Source organism: Ovoidimarina sediminis, from assembly GCF_032586175.1.
GTDB classification, from domain to species: domain Bacteria; phylum Pseudomonadota; class Alphaproteobacteria; order Rhodobacterales; family Rhodobacteraceae; genus Ovoidimarina; species Ovoidimarina sediminis.
In genome coordinates this window covers 95731-113366 of the sequence record NZ_JAWHTE010000012.1, presented here as the reverse complement: position 1 = coordinate 113366, position 17636 = coordinate 95731, and the positions used below count along the sequence as shown (strand labels likewise).

Sequence of the window (17636 nt, the reverse complement as noted above, 5' to 3'; positions counted from 1 at the left end):
GCCATGCTCGACGCAGCCAACCCGTCGCCGACCATTCGCGGCAATTACATCGGCGGAAGCTGGGTGCCCGCCGCCCGGACGTTCGACGATCTGAACCCGTCCGACAATTCTCTTTACGCCCGAATTCCTGATGGCTCACCCGCCGACATGGAACGCGCCATCGAGGCCGCCCATGCCGCCTTTCCCGACTGGGCGGGCCGGTCGTTTCAGGAGCGCGCCAAGGCGCTGCTGCGGGTTGCCGATATCTGGGAGGCCCGCAAGGATGAGTTCATCAGTGCCGTCATGTACGAAGGCGGCGGCTGGTTCGGAAAGGGCGTCTTCGAGGCGGGATTCGTGGCCGAGATCTTCCGCACCTCCGCCTCGCTGTGCTACCAGGCAACGGGCGAGGTTCTGCCGTCGGAACACGGTAAGGTCTCGATGGCAACCCGGTGGCCGCTTGGCGTTGTGGGGGTCATCAGCCCTTGGAACATGCCGGGCATACTGACGTCGCGCGGCTATGCTGCCGCCCTTGCCGCCGGGAACACGGTCGTTCTGAAGCCGTCGGAAGACACGCCCTATGCCGGGGGGCTTTACCACGGCGAGATCCTCGAAGAGGCCGGCATTCCGCCCGGCGTATTCAACGTTGTCACCTGCTCGCGCGAAAGCGTCGGCGCCGTGGGCGACACGCTGATCGAACACCCGCTGGTCAAGGGCATCTCGTTTACGGGATCCACTGCCGTCGGCCGCCATATCGCCGCGAAATGCGGGGCGCATCTGAAGAAATGCTGCGTGGAACTGGGCGGGAAAGACGCGATGATCGTGCTGGAAGACGCCGATCTCGACCGCGCCGCAGAGGCTGCCAACTTCGGATCCTTCATGCACCAGGGCCAGGTCTGCATGTCGACCGAGAAGCTTCTGATCCAAGAAAGCGTTTACGAGCCTTTCATGCAGCGCTTTCTGGCGCGGGCGGCAAAGCTGAAGACGGGCCATGTCAACGACAAGTCGAACACGATCGGGCCGATGGTGAACACCCGGCAGGCCCATCGCGTGAAGGCCCTGATCGATGACGCGGTATCGAAGGGCGCGCATGTCGAACTTGGCGGCAATGCCTGGGAGAATTTCGTCGAACCGACGGTTCTGTCGAACGTCAACACTTCGATGGATATCTGGCATGACGAGACGTTCGGCCCTGTCGTCATGGTGTGTCCCTTCCGGACGGAGGACGAGGCGGTGGCGATGAACAACGACACCGAATACGGGCTGACGGCCGCGATATGGACGGCGGACGAGGCTCGCGCGCTCGGCATGGCGGGGCGTCTGGAAACCGGCATGGTTCACGTCAACGATCAGAACATCAACGACGAGCCGCAGGTACCCTTCGGCGGCGTCAAGGCGTCCGGCGTCGGCCGCTACGGCGGGCGCTGGTCGCTGGACGCGTTCACGGAACTCAGGTGGATCACGCTGGAACGCGGTGGCCGCCACTACCCGCCGGTCTTCTGACGGCGCCTTCCGAGGAGGATCGAGACATGAGTGCAATCGCCTGGATCATTCTGATCGTCGTCGCCGCTGCGGTTCTGATCGCGCTGGCGGCGTGGTTCTATGAGCGCGCTACGAACGAGGTGTCCCTCGTGCGAACGGGCGTTGGCGGCCGGAAGGTGGTGATAGACGGGGGGACGATCGCGATTCCGTTCTTTCACGAGATCAGCCGCGTCAACATGCAGACGATCCGTATGGACGTCTCGCGCACCGCCGAGCACGCCTTGATCACGAAGGACCGGATGCGGATCGACGTTGGCGCCGAATTCTATGCTTCGGTGATTCCCGATCCCGGTGCGATCACGCGGGCAGCCCAGACTCTCGGAAAGCGCACGTTCCAGCCCGACCAGCTCAAGGCGCTGATCGACGGAATGATGATCGATGCGCTCAGGGGTGTCGCTGCGCAGATGACGATGGACGAGTTGCACGAGAACCGGTCGGAGTTCGTGCGCGAAGTACGCGAGGCACTGACCGAGACGCTGGCGAAATACGGTCTCGAGCTTGACAGCGTGTCGCTTACCGCACTTGACCAGACGCCGTTTTCGGCGCTCGACGAAAATAACGCCTTCAATGCCGTCGGCATGCGGAAACTGGCCGAGGTGATCGCGAAGTCGAAGAAAGAGCGGGCCGAGATACAGGGCGACGCGGATGTTGCCGTGCGGCGCGCCGAAGTGGCCGCAAACCAGCGCAAGTTGGAAATCGAGCTTGAGGAACGGCGCGCTGAAATCGCGCAGACCCAGGAGATCGAAACGCTTCTGGCCGCGCAGCTGACGGAAGTGGCCCGGCGCAAGGCAGAGGCCGAGCGCGAGGCGGCGCAGGCCCGCATCCGTATGGAGCAGGAAATCCAGGCGGCCAGCATCGCGCGCGAGCTGTCCGTGCGCGAAGCCGAAATCGCGCAACTTCGCACGCTGGAGATTGCCGAGCAGGACAAGGAAATTCAGACCGCAGCGAAAAGCCAGGAACAGAGCCGGGCCAAGGCCGAGGCAACGACGGCGCGTGCCGCGCTCGTCGACGCCGAGGAGGATCTGAAAACCCGCCGCGAGAAGGCCGATGCGGAACGGCGCAGGCAGATCGCCCTGATCGCGGCAGAGCAGGACGCCGAAGCCAATGCGGCGCGGGCGCGGATCACCGCTGCTGCTGACCAGGACGTCGCGAAGGTCAGAGGCGTGATCCGGCGCGAGGAAGCGGCGTCAATGAAGGTCTATCGCCTTGCCGAGGCCGAAGCGGAAGCGGCCAGGATCGAGGCCGAGAACGCGCGCTCCGAGGCGCTGGTGGCGATGGAACTGGAAAAGGCACGGCTCGAGGCGATGCCGGAAATCGTGCGTGAGATGATGAAGCCCACCGAGAAGATCAAGGGCATCAATATCAACCACGTCACCGGCCTCGGTCGGTCCGATGGCGGGGGCAACGGGGCCGCCGGTGCGATCGACGCAATCCTCGACATGGCCGTGGGCCTTCCCGCGATGAAGCGGATCGGAGAGCAGATCGGCGTCAACCTCGACGGCATTCTGCCAGAGGAGGGCAAGCGGAAGGACTGAAACAACGCCCTAGGTGAGGGCGGAATAACCCAACCGAAGCGCCACGACGACGAGCAGAAGCAGGATCATCTTGTCGAACGTCGCCTTGGAGACGCGCCTGGCGGCCATCTCGCCCAGCGGCATCGCGCCGAAAAGCGGGATCGCTGCTACGAGGGCCAGCCCCGCCCTGTCCCATGTCAGTACCCCGAGCGCGGCAAGTGACGGGATCTGCAACGCGGACATCATGAAGAAGAAGACGGAGATCGTGGCCACAAATTCCGACCGTTCAAGGCGCATGGCGTTCAGAAAGGTCACGGAAACCGGGGCAGAGATGCCGCCCGCGCCCTGCATCAGTCCGGCCACGAAGCCGACCGGCCCGGCGATGGCCTCACCCCGTGCGCGTCCGATCTGCCAGTCGGGGCGGGCGAGGCGGAGCCCGATGTAGAGGAAGACGACGGTGGCGAGCCCGCCCATCAGCATATCCGTCGACAGCGACGCCAGCAGTACTGATCCGGCGGCGGCGCCCAGCGCCCCGGCTATCGCGAAGGCCGCCACGAAGCGCATTCGGCCAAGCGACCCGCGATAGGCCCAGGCCTGCCAGGTGTTCGAAAAGAGGTTCAGCACCGAGAAGATCGCCACCGCCTTGGGCACGCCGAAGGCCAGTGCGAGAATTGGCACGCCCACGACTGGCGCACCCGCACCCGTGGCCCCCTTGAGGAACCCGCCGAGGGCAATGCCGAAGGCGGCGAGGATCAGGTCTGCCGCGGTCATTCAGAGAACATCCGTTGCCGTCACGCGCACATCGAGAAGGGCGTGACGCCGCTCGGTGCGGATGACATCGACCGCGCGGGCGAGGGCGGCGGGCAGATCCGCGCCATGCTCCACCCGTTCGGCGTGGGCGCGCGATGCACGGGCGACGGCTGCGAAATCGGGTAGGGGTTCAAGCGATGTCAGGGGCATCTCGTTCCGCTTCATGGCCGCGCCGTCAGGATAGCCGCCCTTTACCGCCCGGCGCACCGCGTTCCACATCGCGTTGTTCTTGACGACGATCAGCACCGGCAATTCCAGCGCCTCGGCGATTTGGTGACAGGCCACGGGGTTGGCGAACATGTAGGAGCCGTCGCCGATTGCGGCGATCACCAGCCTGTCTCGGTCCGCCAGCTGGGCACCCAGCGCGGCAGGCAGACCCCAGCCAAGCCCTCCCGAGTGCGGGTTTCCGAAGAAGCGGTTCGGCCCTTTCAGGGACATGACGCCGGGCAAAAGGCCCAGTTCGCTGAAGGCGATCGCGTCATCGTCCATGATCTCCGATATACAGTGGCTGAACCAGGCGGGCGTGGCCGGCGCGTCCTCCGCCGGGGCCTCCGTCACGCTTGACGCGCGGCGCTTCGCGGCCCGCTCCGCCACCCGGGAGGCACGGCCGGGGTTCGGAGTGCTGCGTTCCTCAAGCGCGAGAAGGGCGAGGCGCGGATCGGCGGTGATGCTGAGATCACTGCGATAACCGCGTACAGGCATATGCCCGAAAAGGGGATCGGGGCCGATATGCACGATGCGTGCGCGATCGCTTGGGGGCGAGGTGCGGGCGATCCACGGCACGCCGCTGTCGAGCGCAATCACCAGATCGGCGCCGCTCAAAGCGTCGGCCGGATCGTAACCCAGAAGCGCGGGATCGTCGCTTGCCAGAAGGTTTCGCACCGGGAAAGGCTCGCATACGCCGATGCCAAGCCTTCCGGAAACGTCCGAAAGCGTGCGTCCAAGCTCCGCCGCCGGATCGCCGCGCTGGCATAGAATGACGGCGGTCTCGGCCTCTGCCAACCAGCCTGCCAGCCGGTCGATCGCGTCAGGGTCCGGTGCTGCCGGACGAGCCGGTGCCATATCGGGCGAAGGGCGGTGGCCGTCAGGCAACCGTTCGGTGAGCGGTTCACGCGGAAGGCTCAGATAGACCGGTCCCTCTGGGGCCGAGCAGGCAACCGATGCGGCGCGCCGCAGGAGGCTGTCGCATTGTTCGGGATAGCGCACTTCATAGTCGAACTTCACCGCTTCGCGCACGAGAGACGTCTGGTCAAACATCTCCTGACCATACTGGATCGGCGTGACACGCCCCCCCGGGCGGCCAGTTTCCGTCAGGGGCGTACGGCCCGACAACACCACCAAGGGCACGTTGTCGGCACGCGCATTGATTACCCCCATAACGGCGTTCGCGAGGCCCACGTTGACGTGCACCATGATCGCCTGCGGTTCTCCCGTCGCCAACCAGAACCCATGGGCCATTCCAACGGCGGCTGTTTCGTGCGGGATGGTAACCGGGGTTGGAACCGATGCTGCAGGCAACCGGGCCAGCCCCTCGATCAGCGGCGGAAAATCCGTTCCTGCATTCGCGAAGAGATATCGGACACCGCAGGCCCGCAGCGCTGTCAGCAGGGCCTCGGCCCCGGTCTCCGCTGTTGCGTCTGTCTCTGCCATCCCGCCTCCCTTTGTGTGCTTGATATTCGGGATGCGCCTTATATTGTCAAAAACAATCTCAATAGTTGGGATTTTTGCCCAATTGAGATCCATGGGAGGAAAAAACATGAACAAGCTTCTTGCCGCAGCTTTCACTGCTGTTGGTCTTGCCGTCGCTGGGCCCGCGCTGGCCCAGAATGCGGGGATCGCGACATCGAACCCGGGATCGCTTTTCCATAATATCGGAACGGCCGTGGCCAATGCCGCGAATGCCGGCGGCCTCAACACGACGATTCAGCCGGCGACCAGCCCCAACCAGTTTATTCCCTTCGTCGATCAGGGCGGGATCGAGTTCGGGGTCGCCAACCTTCAGGAAGTGAACTACGCGATCACCGGCGAAGCGTGGTGGAATGGCCAGCAAAACCCCAACCTGCGCGTGGTTGCGCATCTGATGCCGCTTGTGGAGGCGATCTTCGTGCGTGCCGACAGCGACATCATGAAGGTGTCGGATCTGAAGGGCCTGCCGATGACCGATGGCTATACGGCGCAGAACACGATCTTGCCGCAGCTTTCGGCTTTCTACGCCACGGCGGGCATGACGCGGGATGACGTAGAGAAGGTTTCGGTCGCCTCAGTCGTCGCCGGTGCCGATGCCTTCATGGCCGGCGATACGGTGGGCTTCATCTTCGCCCATGGCGCGGGCAAGGTGCGCGAGGCGGATGCCGCCGTTGGTGGCCTCAGGGCGCTCGGCGTAGAGGATGCCAGCGATGCCGCCCTCGCAGCGGCGCGCGAGCACTGGCCGACCGCGTTCTTTCTGGATCTGAAGGCTGGGGCGATGCCGGGCGTGATCGAGGACGATACCTATATCGCCTTTCCGCAGGTGATCTTCACTCATGCCAACGCCCCGGATGATGTGGTCTACGCGATGGCAAAGGCGATGTACGAGAACGCGCAGGTCATGGCCGATACCTTCCCGCCGTTCCGCGCCTTCCGGCCCGAGAACATGAAAGGCGATCCGGGGATCGCGGAGTTCCATCCCGGCGCACTCAAGTTCTTCGAGGAAGTCGGGCTGAACTGACACCGTGACGGCGCCCGACGACGTCAGACTGGCAAGCCGCGGCGGTCTTTCCGCCGCGGTGACGCGCCCCCTCGGCGACCTGCTCGCCGCGGGGCTCGTTCTCATTGCAGTCGGCTGGGCGCTGTCGCTTCAGCGAAAGATCGGGCTCGACCTCTACCCGCAGCAATTCTTCGCGGCGATGCTGTTCTTCACGCTGCCGCTTGCCTATCTGAGCCTTCCTGCCCGGCGCGGGACCGTACGTTCGCGGGTTCCGTGGATCGACGTGGCGCTCGCGCTTGTGGCGATGGCAGCGGTTGGTTTCGTCGCGGTGGAATACCCCAGGCTCGTCCTGATGATCTTCGCCCGCCCGCCTGAGATCTGGGTTCCAGGGCTGATTATCATTGCCCTCCTGCTCGAGGCGTTGCGCAGGGCGACGGGCTGGGCGCTCGTACTGATCATCGCTGTCTTTCTGCTTTACGCACTTTTCGGTGATCTGTTTCCAGGCCGGCTGCAGGGGCGCCCCCAAAGCTGGCAGTTGCTGTCCGGGTACATGGCCGTCGACTCGAATGGCATTCTGGGCCTGCCGATTTCCGTAGCCTCTACCGTAGTGGTGGCATTCATCCTGTTCGGCGTGCTGCTGGGGATCACCGGCGGCTCGCAATTCTTCACCGACGCCGCCATGCTTGCAATGGGCCGGTTCCGCGGCGGATCGATGAAGATCGCGGTGCTGGCATCCGGCCTCTTCGGGTCGATCTCCGGATCGGCCGTGGCCAATGTCGTGGGTACCGGCGTCGTCACCATCCCGATGATCAAGCGCGATGGCTATCCCGCCCACAAGGCGGGCGCGATCGAGGCCGTGGCTTCGACGGGCGGGCAACTGATGCCGCCGGTGATGGGGGCGGCGGCGTTCCTTATGGCGGAGTTCCTGGCCGTTCCCTATTCCGAGATCGTCCTGGCCGCCCTGGTTCCGGCGATCCTGTACTACGTGGCCCTGTTCATTCAGGCCGATCTCGAAGCCGCCAAGCTCGGGATCCGCCGGGTGCCCGCGTCAGAGATCCCGCGAGGCCGCGACGTGGCGCTGGGTTTGCATTTCGTCCTCGCCTTCGCGGTTCTGATCTACCTCCTCTTCTGGCAACGCTATCAGCCCGAGCGCGCCGCGCTCTGGGCCGTCCTTGCTTTGTGCGGGACGGCGCTTCTGCTTGGCTACAAGGGGCAACGGCCGACCATCGCCGCTCTGTTCGGAAGCATTGCGAAGACCGGGCATTCGGTGCTCGAGATCCTTCTGATCTCCGCTGCCTCGGGCATCGTGATCGGGGTTCTCAACATCACGGGGCTAAGTTTCAATCTCACATACGCCCTGGTTCAGGTCGGCGGGGGCAGTGCCGTGATGCTGCTCGCGCTGTCGGCGATCGTTTGCATCATACTCGGTATGGGGCTGCCAACTTTGGGCGTCTATGTCCTTCTGGCCGCCCTGGTCGCGCCCGCGCTGATCGAAGTGGGGATCGAGCCGATCGCGGCGCACCTTTACGTTCTCTATTTCGGGATGATGTCGATGATCACGCCGCCGATCGCGCTGGCGGCCTTTGCCGCGGCGTCGATCGCCAAGGCGCCCGCGATGGCCACGGGCTGGTCGGCGATGCGGTTCGGCTGGTCGGCCTATGTGATCCCGGTGCTCTTCGCCTTCTCTCCCACGCTGATCCTGATCGGCGGACCGACGGAGATCGCCTTTGCCGTCGTGACAGCGGGGATAGGGGTCTGGCTCGTCTCATCCGCACTCGCGGGCTATTTCGCGCGGCCCCTCGGCCTGTTGCAGCGGGTGTTATTCGCCTGTGCCGGGCTCATGGCGCTCGTTCCAGCTTCGGCCTTCCCCGGCGCAGTCCTGACCGATGCGCTGGGCGTCGCGCTTGGCGCGGGGCTGATGCTGGCCGATGCGCTGGCTGCACGCAGACACGTCGCCGGGGAGGCCGCGGAATGACGAGCGTGTCCGGCTCCGGCGAGCGCATTCTCGCAATCCTCGATCTCTTCACCGAGGCGCGCCCGGAATGGACACCGGAAGATATGATGGCGGAGCTCGGCTATTCCCGGCCCACACTCTACCGCTATCTCAAGACGCTCAAGGATTCGGGTTATCTCGCCTCGCTCCCACAGGCGGGCTTCACGCTTGGACCACGCGTGACCGAGCTGGATTTCCTTATGACCCGGGCCGACCCGATGATCCGTGCGGGTCAGCCCGAGCTAGAGGCGCTGGCGGCTCGCTTCCCGGGATCCGCCTTTCTCGTCCGCTGGTACGGTCGCAAGCTCTTGTGTGTGGCATCTGTCGTATCGTCGGACACGCCGAAATCCAGCTATCCCCGTGGCCGTCCGATGCCGCTGGGACGGGGTGCGGCCAGCCGGGCGATTGTTGCTTTTCTGCCTGCGCGGGAGCGACGGAAGCTGGTAAGCGAATATCTTGCGCAATTCGCCGGTGCCGGTGTGGGGACAACGGTGGTGGATGTGATGGATGCTTTGCGCGCCGTACGACGCAACGGGATCGCGGCGGCCCGGGGCGAGGTCACGCCGGGGGTGGTTGCCGTTGCGGGCCCGGTCCTTGCTGGTGAGCAAAGCCCGCACGGCGCGCTTTGCCTGACAAGCGACGCCGCCGACGTGACGAATGACGCCCGGCTTGCCGAGATCGGGGCCGCCGTGCGCGACGCGTCGCGCCGGGTCAGCGCCGCGTTGGGCGGTTGGGATGAAACGGCGCTGTCGCCCCGGACGGCAAACGACATTCATGCGGACCGAGTGACGGCGCCCCGCATGCCCGAACATGGAGGAACAAGATGACAGTGACGCCAGCACGGCATTACATCGGAGGCGAGTGGGTGGCGGGAGATGCCGCGCCCCAAGACAGTGTCAATCCCGCGACCCTCGCGCCGGTCGGCCAGTTCTGCCCCGGCAGCGGCGCGCTCGCGGACGAGGCGGCCCGCACTGCGCGCGACGCCTTCTTCAAAAGCGAGTGGTCCGCTTCGCCGCGGTTGCGCGCGCAGGCGCTGTTCGAGATCGCCGACCGTCTGGCGGCAGCGAAAGACGAGATCGCCGATCTCGTCGTGGCCGAGAACGGCAAGATCCGGGCCGAGGCAATCGGCGAAACCATGGGTGCGATTTCGGAAACCCGCTATTACGCGGGTCTCGCCCGAAACATCCGAGGCACGATGCAGGAAACCGCGCCCGGCAACATGTCGCTCTTCAATCGCGAGCCGGCCGGCGTGGCGGGCATCATCGTGCCCTGGAACGCCCCGGTCACGCTTTTGATGCGGTCGCTGGCCCCGGCGCTTGCGGCGGGCTGCACCACCGTGATCAAGCCTGCGCACCAGACGCCACTCGTCCACGCACGGATCATGGAGGCGATCGTGTCGGCCCCCTCGTTGCCACCGGGAATAGTGAATTCGGTCAACGAGAACGGGATCGCGGTGGGGCAGGCGATGACGGCGTCGCCCGATATCGATGTGATCAGCTTTACCGGGTCGAGCCGTACGGGCCAGGCGATCATGGCCGCTGCTGCCCCGACGCTGAAACGGGTGGGGCTGGAGCTTGGCGGCAAAGCACCCGCTGTGATTTTCGAAGATGCCGATCTGGACCTTGCGGTGCGCGAACTGACGCACGGCGCGCTCGCGATGGCCGGGCAGATCTGCGTCGCCGCCGCGCGGTTTCTGGTGCACGAAAGCATCGCGGACGAGTTCGAGGCACGTTTGACGACGGCCTTCCGCGCGGTTCGCACGGGGCCGGGCGACGACCCGGCAAGCGATATGGGCAGCCTGATCGACGAGCCGAACCGCGCCCGCGTCGAGGCGCTGATCGAACAGGCGGGTGACGAGGGCGAGATGCTTCTGAAGGGCGAGCGGCTGGGCAAGGGGGCGTTCCTGACCCCCACGCTTTTCCGGATCGACGATGTCGCCTCGCCGCTCGTGCAGGAAGAACTCTTCGGCCCGATCGTCTCGGTCGAGCGTTTCGCGGACGAGGCCGAAGCGGTGCACAAGGCCAATGCCACCGCCTATGGGCTGGCCGCGTCGGTATTCTCGCAGAACGGGGCCCGGGCAATGCGGGCGTCACGTGCGATCCGGGCTGGAACGGTGTGGATCAACTCGCACCTGCGGCTCTTTGCCGAAGGCGAAACGGGCGGCTACGGCAAGTCTGGCCTCGGGCGGCTGCACGGTCCCGAGGGGTTGCACGATTTCCTCGAAACCAAGCATATCTACATGGAGGCGGGATGGACCCCGCAATCGGGCTGATGGGCAATACGAACGATTTCGATGTCGTCATCAACGGCGGCGGCCCGGTTGGCATGGGGCTTGCAATCGAACTGGGACAGCGCGGGATATCCGTGTGTGTCATAGAACGCTACCCCGAACCGCAGCCGATCCCGAAGGGCCAGAACCTGACCCAGCGCACAGCCGAGCACTTCCAGTCCTGGGGGTGCGAAGCAGAGCTGCGGGCGGCGCATCCCCTTCCGAAGGACGCCGGCATTGGCGGCATGACGATCTATGGAACGCTGATGTCGGACTATGCGCTCGACTGGTTCAACCGCGCTTCTGTGGGGGATTACTACTTCGGCCGGAATGCGCGCGTGCCACAGTACAAGACCGAGGCTGTTCTGCGAGCGCGGGTGGCGGCGCTCGATACGGTGAGGGTGCGCTATGGCTGGCGGGGCGCGGCGCTTTCGCAGGATGACACCGGGGTGGAACTGGAGGTTGCCGATATGGCGACCGGGAAGACCGATACGGTTCGAGCGTCCTACCTCATCGGCACCGATGGCAGCCGCTCGATGGTACGCGAAGCGGCGGGCATCCCCGAGACACGGGCCGATCACGACCGTCTGATGGCGCTTCTGGTGTTCGACAGCCAGGAGTTGCACGAACTGCTGAACCGGCATCCCGGGAAGGCAATCTACAAGGTGCTCAATCCTGATCAGGACGGGTACTGGATGTTCTTCGGTCGTGTCGATCACGGCAGAAGCTGGTTCTTCCACGCACCCGTCCCGGCGGGGACGACGACCGAGAACTACGATTTCCGGGCACTGCTCTATCGTGCGGTCGGTCAGGAATTCGATCTCGATCTGACGTATGTTGGCCTCTGGGATCTGCGGATCGCCCTTGCCGACCGATACCGCCAGGGCCGGGTCTTCATCGCAGGGGACGCGGCACATTCCCACCCGCCCTATGGCGGTTACGGGATCAATACCGGGCTCGAAGATGCGCGGAACCTGGGCTGGAAGCTGTCGGCCACCATTCAGGGCTGGGGCGGGCCCACGCTTCTCGACAGTTACGATGCCGAACGGCGGCCCGTCTTCGCATCGACAGCCCGGGATTTCATCGAACGCTATATCGAGCGGGATCGCCGCTTCTTGAGAGAGCACAGCCCCGATCAGGACAAATCGGCGTTCGAACGGGCCTGGATTGAAAGCCAGTCCGACACCTGGGACGTCGATAATTTCGAGCCGAATTATCAGGGTTCCCCGATCGTCGCGAATGCTGGCGATGGCAGCCCGAGCGCGCGGGGATCGCACAGCTTTCTGGCGCGGACAGGCCATCTTCTTCCGCCGCCCGGATCGGGCGGGGATCGTGCCGTGATCGATGGTCTTGGCCCCGGGTTCACGCTGCTGGCGGGCGATGCCGCCTGCCGGGGCGAGTTTGCGGCCGCCGCAGGAAAGCTTGGCATCCCTCTGACGGATGCCGACCTGCCGCAAGCGTGGCAGGGTGCTTATGGCACAGACCGTATCCTCCTGCGGCCGGACCGCTTCGTGGCTTGGGCCGGAGAGTCTGTGGGGACGCCAGGTGAGATCCTCGCTCACAGCGTGGGCGGGGTATGACCGAGGGGGTGGGCGATCGTCGCTGCGCCGTCGTGACCGGTGCGGCTTCGGGGATTGGGCAGGCCTCTGCGCGCGCTCTGCGCGACGGGGGCCTCACGGTCATCGGTATCGATCGTAACGACCCTGGTGATGCCGCGGACCGTTGGATCAAGGCCGATCTCGACGATCCCGGTCCAATGATCGCCATGCCGGAGATGCCCGTCCACGTCCTTGTCAACGCCGCAGGGCTGCCCCCGCGGCCCGGTACCGAGGCCCAAGTGCTTAGGGTCAACTTCCTTGCGCTGCGGCGGCTGACCCTTCAGCTTCTGCCGCGAATGCCCGAAGGCGGCAGCATCGTTAACCTCGCCTCGAAGGCAGGGGCGCGCTGGCGTGAGAACATCGAACAGGTGCGGCGGCTGATGGCGCAACCTGACAGCGCGCGGCTGGACCGGTTTGTGACCGAAGAGAGTGTCGATACGGTCCGGTCCTACGACCTGTCGAAAGAGGCCGTTGTGGCGTGGACAAAGGCGATGACCGCGTCCCTGCTGGATCGTGATCTGCGCATGAACTGCATCAGTCCGGCTGCAATAGATACCCCGATTCTCGAGGATTTCACTGCCGCCTTCGGGGCGCGCGCGACCCGTGGCATCGAGCTTACACGCCGCTCGGGTCGGGCAGAGGAAGTGGCCGCTGTCGTCGCCTTCCTCGCCGATCCGGCCTCGGCCTGGGTCCGCGGCTGTAATATAGAGGCTGATGGCGGGCTGACCGCCCAGCTCGAAACCGAAACGATCATCGGGGCCGTCGACGCAGTAACGGGAGCGCCGGGAAGGGGATGAACGACTGGGTCTCGGCGTGGCTTCGGAGAATCGGCGTGGACGGCCGGCCGGAACATTCCGTCGATACGCTGCGTCTGATCGTCCGACAGCATCTCAGGTCGATCCCGTTCGAAAACCTGACGGTGCTCCGCGGGAACGTTCCGCCAGTCGATCGTGATACGCTGATCGACAAGATGGTTTCGGACCGGCGGGGTGGCTATTGCTTCGAGCTCAATGGTCTCCTGGCGTTCGGGCTTGAAGCTTTGGGATATGCCCTCCGGCCGATGCTGGCGCGCGTGCTCTGGCAAAAGGATGTGCCGGGCCCTCGCAACCATCTGTTTCTGCGGGTGGAAGCCGAAGGCATGGCGTGGCTGGCCGATGTCGGGTTCGGCGGCCCCAGTCCGGATGTGCCGATAGCACTCGGGGCGGTGGCACCGGATCCTTACGCCCTGACGGAAGAGCCGGGGCTGGGCACCGTTCTTTCGCGCCGCATGGCAGACGGGCGCATGGCGGCGCTTTATTGCTTTCAGGATGAACTGGTCGGGCCGGGGGATATCGACGCAGCGAACTGGCTGGCGGCGACTTTGCCCTCATCGATCTTTCGCAGCAGGATCGTCGCGTCGCTGGGTGACCATGCCGATCGGCGCACGCTCGAAGGTGGAAGATTTGCCCGTGTCCGCGACACCGGAAAGGCTGAGGAACGATGGCTTCGCTCGGCGCAGGAAGTATCGGCCTGCCTTGGCCGGGAGTTCGGGCTTTCAGTTGTGGACGAGGACGAACGCGCAATCGTGCGGGTCCTGGGAAGCGTTGAGGAGCAATCGGGATGACCAGCGCCCCGAAGCCATGCCTTGCGTCGCCGCAAAGAGCGGTGCCGTCGCCCTGCCTGATGTGTATCAATGCAGACCAAGAAAAGAGAAACGATGAGGGGAAGGCGCGTCTGCGCCAATAAACGCCCCTGACTGGAACGGAGGAACGCACCGATGACCGACCCAAGCCCCCTAATGCCGCGGCGGCGGGATTTGCATCCCGCAGCCCATGATCCCGATTACAAGACGTCGGTCACGCGCTCGCCTTCACTCGCGCTTCTGTCTCTGGAATCAACGCCGTCCGAAGAGACCGGGCCACGGTTCGGGCACTCCCTGATCGGGCCCCTCGATAACAACATGATCCTGAACTACACGCAGGGCGCCGCTCCCGCCGTGGGCGAGCGCATTCGCGTGCATGGCCGCGTGCTGGACGAAGCCGGACGGCCCGTGCCCGAAACGCTGATCGAAGTCTGGCAGGCCAATGCCGGCGGGCGGTATCGGCACGTGAAGGACACCTACTTCGCCCCGCTCGATCCGAATTTCGGCGGCTGCGGGCGCACGTTGACGGACGAGAACGGCTATTACGAATTCATGACGGTGCGCCCCGGCGCCTATCCCTGGCCGAACCGGGCGAACGACTGGCGTCCGATGCACATCCACTTCTCGGTCTTCGGCCATGCCTTCGGCCAGCGGCTGATCACTCAGATGTATTTCGAGGGTGATCCCCTGATCGCACGATGCCCAATCGTCCACACGATCCGAGATCGCGGCCAGATCGAAAGCCTCGTGGCGCCGCTCGACATGCAGAATTCGCGGGCGATGGATTACCTTGCCTATCGCTTCGACATTGTGCTGCGTGGACGGCGGCAAACGATGTTCGAAAACCGGCCGGAGGGAATGTGACATGGTCCAGAAACTCGATCTTCTGAACGAAACCCCCAGCCAGACGGCGGGCCCCTATGTGCATATCGGCTGTGTCCCGACCTTTGCGGGCGTCGAGGGTGTCTATCCTGAGGATCTGGGCGGCAGCCCTGTCCGTGAGGGCGCAAAGGGCGAGGCGATCAGGATCACCGGCCAGGTCTTCGACGGCACCGGATGGCCTCTGTCGGATATCATGCTTGAGACGTGGCAACCGGATGCGTCGGGTATCTTTCCCGGACAACCGGACGCGGACCCGAACGTAATAGGCTTCGGCCGCTATGCGGCGGACGGCAAAACCGGCGAATTCCTGATCGAGACGGTGAAGCCGGGCCGGACACAGCTTCGTGACGGTCGGTTTCAGGCCCCTCACATCTCGCTGTGGCTGGTCGCGCGTGGGATCAACATCGGGCTCAACACCCGCATCTATTTCGAGGATGAGGAGAACGACAACGATCCCTTGCTGTCGCGCATCGAGCAGCGACCGCGGGTCAAAACGCTAATCGCCGCGCGCACGGCGCCGGGGGAGTACCGGTTCGATATCAGGCTTCGCGGGGAAGGCGAGACGGTGTTTCTGGATCTGTAACGTCCCGCCGGGACAACCCGGTTTGTGACGTGTGAAGCGCGGGGCGCGCGCGTTCAGGCCTGACGAAACGCGTCCCGACTTCTGCCTCCGGCCAGCGCGCAACACCGTCGTCAGGCTGCATGAGGTGCGTGATACGTCAGCTTCGGCATCGGGGGACTCCGTGGAAGATCTTCCGTATCGGCATCTCGAAGCCGTTCATTGCGGCGGTTTTAAAAGTTATATATTTCAATGCCTTGATATCCTCCATCGGCCTGGGCGATCTCAGCGATTACCTGCTTGGACAGCCAGACTTATGCCGCTAAGCTCCGCTTGAGCGCCCTGCCGGGGTGGATTTTCCCTTGCGGCGTCGCAGTCAACACCACTGTCAGGAACGGGCTTCGGCTGGCATGCGCGATACTGGCGACGATCCTGGCCTCGCGATCCGCTTGCGAGGTCTGACGAAACGCTTTGGCGATCTCGTTGCAGTGGACGGGGTCGATCTCGATATTCCGAAGGGCCAGATATTCGCGATCCTTGGGCCGAACGGAGCGGGCAAAACGACTCTGATCCGCATGCTGGCGACGTTGATAGCGCCCGATGGTGGCACAGCGCGGATCGCAGGCCACAACCTAATGTCAGAGCCGGAGCGTGTGCGAAGCGTCATCGCGCTGACCGGTCAATACGCATCCCTTGATGAGGATCTGACGGGGCGCGAGAACCTCATACTGCTCGCCCGGCTGTGGGGCTTTTCGCACAGGGAGTCTCGGGCGCGGGCCGGCGATTTGCTGACGGCGTTTGATCTGGCCGATGCGGGGCAGCGGCAGGTGCAATCCTATTCAGGGGGCATGCGCCGGCGGCTTGATATCGCCGCCTCGCTTGTCGTCACACCGGCGGTGCTTTTCCTTGACGAACCTACAACGGGGCTCGACCCAGCAGCACGTCAGAAGGTTTGGCGGCTGATACGATCGCTTGCCGGGGCGGGTGTAACCGTTGTGCTTACCACGCAATACCTCGAGGAAGCCGACCAGTTGGCGGGGCGTATTGCCGTCATCGATCATGGCCGGAAGATCGCCGAGGGCACCAGCCGCGAACTGAAGGCCCAGGTCGGCGCAGGCTTTCTGACGGTGACGTTGAGCGATCCTGCAGGGCTCGCGAATGCGAAGGACATTCTCGCCTCTACTCTGGGCCATGAGGTGCACCGCAATGCCGAAGACAGCCGTCTTTCGGTGATGGCTGGTTCGCCAGCCGAAGCGACGGCGGCCGTTTCCGCGCTGATCGAGGCCGGGCTGGAACCGGCGGACTTCGCGCTGGGCGCACCGAGCCTTGAAGAGGTGTTCTTTGCCCTGACCGGCCGCGCACCGGAGGATGCAGAATGACGGGATATCGCAGGGTAGATCGCCCGCGCCCGCCGGGCGCCATCGCCAACGCCCTGACCTTCGGGTGGCGGGCGGTGCTGAAGTTCAAGCATGTGCCCGAACAGCTTTTCGATCTGGTCATGACCCCGGTGATGTTCACACTTCTTTTCACCTTTGTCTTCGGCGGGGCGCTGGCGGGATCGACCGGGGATTACCTTCAATATCTCTTGCCCGGCATTCTTGTGCAGACGGTCATGTTCAACGCGGTCTATTCGGGTATGGGCCTGTCGACGGATCTGTCAAAAGGCCTTTTCGACAGGTTTAGAAGCTTGCCCATCTGGCCTCTTGCCCCCTTTGCGGGGCTGATCGCGGGGGATGTCCTGCGCCATTTGATTGCTGGGGCGCTGATTTTTGGGATCGGGCTTCTTCTCGGCTACAGGCCGGAAGCCGGCGTGCCGGGGGTTCTGGCCGCGTTCCTTCTTCTTCTTACCATCGGCTTCGGGGTCGGGTGGTGCTTTATTGTTCTGGGCCTTCTGCTCAGGACGCCGATGACGGTAATGACGTTGGGCTTCACCGTGCTGTTTCCCGTCGTCTTCGCCTCGAACATCATGGTGGAGCCAGCGACGATGCCCGACTGGCTTCGCACGATCGTGGAGGCGAACCCGGTGTCCTGGATGACGACGGCAATGAGGGATCTGATGGCGGGCCGCGCGAACCTTCCCGGACTGACCGGGGCGGTTGCTGCCCCTGCATTGCTTGCCGCGATCCTGATGCCTCTGACGCTTGTGATCTACCGAAGGAAATAGCGCGTCCACTGGCGCCTGTGAC

The 17636-nt window shown here is 64.4% G+C and carries 15 protein-coding genes; 13 read left to right on the top strand and 2 right to left on the bottom strand.

Going from position 1 to position 17636, the window contains the following annotated elements:
- Positions 1-3 precede the first annotated feature (3 nt).
- Both RXV90_RS14860 and RXV90_RS14855 read left to right on the top strand, forming a co-directional pair.
- A complete protein-coding gene (locus tag RXV90_RS14860; protein ID WP_316649607.1) occupies positions 4-1479 on the top strand; it encodes an aldehyde dehydrogenase family protein in 1476 nt (491 codons plus the stop codon).
- Positions 1480-1505: 26 nt separating this feature from the next.
- Positions 1506-3053, top strand: coding sequence for a flotillin family protein (locus RXV90_RS14855; protein WP_316649606.1), 1548 nt, complete (start codon positions 1506-1508; stop codon positions 3051-3053).
- 9 nt (positions 3054-3062) lie between these two features.
- Here RXV90_RS14855 and RXV90_RS14850 read toward each other — a convergent pair whose 3' ends face one another.
- A complete protein-coding gene (locus RXV90_RS14850; protein WP_316649605.1) occupies positions 3063-3803 on the bottom strand; it encodes a sulfite exporter TauE/SafE family protein in 741 nt (246 codons plus the stop codon).
- Complete coding sequence (locus RXV90_RS14845; protein ID WP_316649604.1) at positions 3804-5492, bottom strand: thiamine pyrophosphate-requiring protein; 1689 nt, start codon at positions 5490-5492, stop codon at positions 3804-3806.
- A 106-nt stretch (positions 5493-5598) separates the two neighbouring features.
- On the opposite strand from RXV90_RS14845, the gene RXV90_RS14840 reads away from it, so the two are divergent.
- From RXV90_RS14840 to RXV90_RS14790, 11 genes are all read left to right on the top strand, one after another.
- Entirely contained in the window at positions 5599-6549 is a 951-nt protein-coding gene (locus RXV90_RS14840) for a TAXI family TRAP transporter solute-binding subunit (protein ID WP_316649603.1), read from the top strand.
- Positions 6550-6553: 4 nt separating this feature from the next.
- Positions 6554-8503, top strand: a complete 1950-nt coding sequence (locus tag RXV90_RS14835; RefSeq protein WP_316649602.1) for a TRAP transporter permease — start codon at positions 6554-6556, stop codon at positions 8501-8503.
- Positions 8500-9348 (top strand): IclR family transcriptional regulator, encoded by an 849-nt coding sequence (locus RXV90_RS14830; protein WP_316649601.1) that lies wholly within the window; start codon positions 8500-8502, stop codon positions 9346-9348. The genes RXV90_RS14835 and RXV90_RS14830 overlap by 4 nt, the downstream gene beginning before the upstream one ends.
- Positions 9345-10793 (top strand): aldehyde dehydrogenase family protein, encoded by a 1449-nt coding sequence (locus RXV90_RS14825; RefSeq protein WP_316649599.1) that lies wholly within the window; start codon positions 9345-9347, stop codon positions 10791-10793. The genes RXV90_RS14830 and RXV90_RS14825 overlap by 4 nt, the downstream gene beginning before the upstream one ends.
- Positions 10772-12370 (top strand): FAD-dependent monooxygenase, encoded by a 1599-nt coding sequence (locus RXV90_RS14820; protein WP_316649598.1) that lies wholly within the window; start codon positions 10772-10774, stop codon positions 12368-12370. Before RXV90_RS14825 ends, RXV90_RS14820 begins: the two co-directional genes overlap by 22 nt.
- On the top strand, positions 12367-13185 hold the full coding sequence (locus tag RXV90_RS14815) for an SDR family oxidoreductase (RefSeq protein ID WP_316649596.1): 819 nt from the start codon (positions 12367-12369) through the stop codon (positions 13183-13185). Before RXV90_RS14820 ends, RXV90_RS14815 begins: the two co-directional genes overlap by 4 nt.
- Positions 13186-13220: 35 nt before the next feature.
- The gene (locus RXV90_RS14810) at positions 13221-13991 is read left to right on the top strand and encodes an arylamine N-acetyltransferase family protein (RefSeq protein ID WP_316649595.1); all 771 of its coding nucleotides are present in this window, start codon (positions 13221-13223) and stop codon (positions 13989-13991) included.
- A gap of 153 nt (positions 13992-14144) precedes the next feature.
- Positions 14145-14873, top strand: coding sequence for a protocatechuate 3,4-dioxygenase subunit beta (pcaH, locus tag RXV90_RS14805; RefSeq protein WP_316649594.1), 729 nt, complete (start codon positions 14145-14147; stop codon positions 14871-14873).
- Between the two features lies 1 nt (position 14874).
- Positions 14875-15474, top strand: coding sequence for a protocatechuate 3,4-dioxygenase subunit alpha (pcaG, locus tag RXV90_RS14800; protein WP_316649593.1), 600 nt, complete (start codon positions 14875-14877; stop codon positions 15472-15474).
- 386 nt (positions 15475-15860) lie between these two features.
- The gene (locus tag RXV90_RS14795; protein ID WP_316649592.1) at positions 15861-16829 is read left to right on the top strand and encodes an ATP-binding cassette domain-containing protein; all 969 of its coding nucleotides are present in this window, start codon (positions 15861-15863) and stop codon (positions 16827-16829) included.
- Positions 16826-17614, top strand: a complete 789-nt coding sequence (locus tag RXV90_RS14790; RefSeq protein ID WP_316649591.1) for an ABC transporter permease — start codon at positions 16826-16828, stop codon at positions 17612-17614. The genes RXV90_RS14795 and RXV90_RS14790 overlap by 4 nt, the downstream gene beginning before the upstream one ends.
- The last annotated feature ends 22 nt before the right edge of the window (positions 17615-17636 follow it).